This is a genomic window from Parvibaculum sp. (assembly GCF_049672805.1).
In the GTDB taxonomy this organism is placed as follows: domain Bacteria; phylum Pseudomonadota; class Alphaproteobacteria; order Parvibaculales; family Parvibaculaceae; genus Parvibaculum.
Genome location: NZ_JBATWS010000057.1, coordinates 1 through 2,155, shown reverse-complemented (window position 1 = coordinate 2,155; position 2,155 = coordinate 1). Strand labels below are relative to the sequence as shown.

At 60.0% G+C, this 2,155-nt stretch carries 2 protein-coding genes; both read right to left on the bottom strand.

The window, feature by feature from the left end; all coding sequences use genetic code 11:
• Window positions 1–914: glutamate synthase-related protein (locus tag WBF74_RS01835; protein ID WP_424434292.1), on the bottom strand; the 914-nt coding region annotated here is incomplete at its 3' end.
• A gap of 31 nt (window positions 915–945) precedes the next feature.
• Window positions 946–1,890 carry a transglycosylase SLT domain-containing protein gene (locus WBF74_RS01830; RefSeq protein ID WP_424434289.1) on the bottom strand — a complete coding sequence of 315 codons (945 nt, stop codon included), beginning with the start codon at window positions 1,888–1,890 and terminating at the stop codon, window positions 946–948.
• Between the last annotated feature and the right edge of the window lie 265 nt (window positions 1,891–2,155).

Below are 2,155 nucleotides of genomic sequence, written 5' to 3'. Positions count from 1 at the left end.
GCAACCATGTCGAGAAGATCGCCGACATTACTGATCTCCGGATGACGATTGGGGCTCACCGAATCCATGCCAGCCGGAATACCGCGAATGGAGGCAATTTCCGGCGTGACCTTGGCGCTCGGCAGGAGGCCGCCCTTGCCGGGCTTTGCGCCCTGGCTTAGCTTGATCTCGAACATCTTCACCTGATCGAGTGCTGCAATGGCGGTGAGTTTTTCGTCGTTCAGCGAGCCGTCCTCATTCCGGCAGCCATATTTCGCGGTGCCGATTTGGAAGACGAGATCGGCACCCCCTTCAATATGAAAGGGCGAGAGGCCGCCTTCGCCCGTATTGAGCCAGACACCCGCCATGCGCGCGCCATTTGAAAGGGCGAGAACGGCAGGCTTTGAAATCGCGCCATAGCTCATGCCGGAGATGTTGTAGATCGATGCCGTGCGATAAGGCTTTCGTGTGTGAGGCCCGATTTCGATGATCGCCGTTTCCGCAGCGTCCTGAGAGAGCGGCGGGAAGGGGCAGTTTGCGAATGTCACCGTGCCAGCGGGGCGCAGATCGCGCGTTGAACCGAAGGCAACCGTCGTATCGACACCTTTTGCCGCGCGATAGACCCATGCGCGCTGCGCGCGGTTGAAGGGCAATTCTTCGCGGTCCATCGCAAAGAAATATTGCCGAAAATATTCGCCGAGCGTTTCGAAGAGATAGCGGAAACGGCCGATGACCGGGTAGTTGCGGCGCACCGCATGTTTCGTCTGTGTGACGTCGATGATGTAGAGAACGACGATCAGCGCGACGATGCAGCCGACAGCCACAACGAACAGCGCCGACATGAGATCGGCGATCTGCCAGATGACGGAAAGGCCGGTCGGAGGAGGATTTGATGTCCCGGCGAGATTTGCTGTTTGCGCTCCGATGCCGGTCATTTCCTCACAATCCTTGTGTCGCTGCTGCCCGCTAGAGGCCGGGGATCGTCGCCTCTGCCATTTGTGTCGGGCTGGAAAGGGCGGGGCGAGGATCCAGTACGCGCGGCGTCGCCTGCGCCGTGACGGTGGTGGCCGTGGCCACATCATCTTCGGCAATAGAGAGGCGAAGGCCAATAGCGGCATTAGCGCGCACAATATGGTTCGGCGCTGTGTCGAGCACCTTCGGTGCCGGACGATAATCGGCAGACGCCATGATGGTATGGCTCGTTCCTTCTGCCGCATTATGCAGGATGGCGGGTTTCAGGAAGCCTGTCACGTCAATGCGGTTGGCTGACCCTTGCGACGGGATCGTGTAGGAGGCATTGGCGATGCGCGTGCGCTCATTCTTCCAGATGCGGATAACGCGGGCGAAATAGCGGTCGCCGCGCCATTCGGTCTGGGAGTGATAATGCGCAACCGCCTGCTGCCATGAGCCTGTGCGCTCGCGAAGCTGCATGAGGAACTCTGCGCCATAGGCGACATTCTTCATGGGGTCGAAGGCGTCTTCGAGGCTCGCAAAGGCGTGCGGGTGATAGCGCAGGTTGACCTGCATGCAGCCCACATCGATGGAGCGCATGCCACTGTCCAGAAGCTGCTGCGTTTTCGCAATCGCTTCTTCCTTGGTCTTGAAATAATAGGGGCGGCCTTCCGCGTTGATCGTCCAGGGCCAGGCGCGGGCCTCGCGCGAGCCGGGTACGCTGCGGCCCGATTCCGCCGTGGCGACGGCGGCGAGCAGGGCGCGCGGCAATTCATTGTCGCGTTCGTGGTGGATCGCGGCTATCTCGCAGATCGTGGCGGGATCGGGGGGTGTCTCATCGCTCGCGCCCGCCATTTGCGGGGCCATAGCCCCGGCAAGCAGTGTCGCCAGTGCCGCAAGCGCCAGTTTTCCCGGTCGCTCTGCCCGTGTTTTCCGTGCCGCTTTTGTCTCTGAGGTCATTGAGCCCGTTCCGCCAGCCCCGCCGTCGCGGGGGCACCCTTTTTCTCAAGGCATGATGGCGGAGAGGCATTAAGGAAGTTTTGAAGCCGTCAGCGGAAGCCGTTTTGCCCCGATCCGGGTGGATGACGCTGCGTTTGTTGCGCCGCACACTTTTTGATAAACTCTGCATTTCACTTTTGAATAACGGCAGAAATGCAACGCTATCCGTGACAATTTGTCGTGCTGCAGTGCCAAAAAACTTGGTGGAAGGGGTTGATTTGTGTGC

What these genes read in the sequence shown, in the direction of transcription:
- WBF74_RS01830 (WP_424434289.1), bottom strand. Translation starts at nt 1,890, where the DNA reads ATGACCTCAGAGACAAAAGCGGCACGGAAAACACGGGCAGAGCGACCG.